The following is a 552-nucleotide window of genomic DNA, read 5'->3' as shown; positions in this document are numbered from 1 at the left end:
GCGCACGGTGTCGAGCAGCCACCGGTCCGCCGGACGCCCGCGGTCGGCGACGCCGAACTTCGAGGCGATCCGGCCCTCGTAGACGCTGGCCACCCCGGGCGCCTGCTCCTCGGTCTCCGGGTCCAGGGTCAGCGAGAGCACCTCCTCCTTCTCGCCGCGGAACATCGCGAGGATGCGGTGACTCGGCAGCTTCCCGAAGGGCTCGGAGAACTCGAAGTAGTCCGCGAACTTGGCGCCCTCGGTCTCCTTGCCCTTGCGGACGGCGGACTTGACCTGGCCGCGGGTCCACATCAGCTCGCGCAGCTCCCCGACCAGGTCCGCGTCCTCCGCGAACTGCTCGACCAGGATGGAGCGCGCGCCGTCGAGCTGTTCCGCCGTGTACTGCGCGGGATCGGTGGTCGGGTCGGTCAGCAGGGCGTCGGCCACCGGCTGGTGCCCGGCCTCGCGCGCGATCTGCGCCTTGGTGCGACGCTTCGGCTTGAACGGCAGGTAGATGTCCTCGAGGCGCGCCTTGGTGTCGGCGAGCATGATCTGGTCCTCGAGCTGCGGGTC

1 pseudogene is annotated in these 552 nt (G+C 70.7%); it reads right to left on the bottom strand.

What is annotated here, in order from left to right:
* Window positions 1-552: pseudogene (locus AC1DYG_RS19065) on the bottom strand (RNA-binding transcriptional accessory protein); the annotation flags it as partial.

The sequence above is a fragment of the Pedococcus sp. P1_H8 genome (assembly GCF_056405175.1).
Note: the sequence above shows the minus strand (reverse complement) of the source record. Positions and strands in the feature narration are given on the sequence as shown.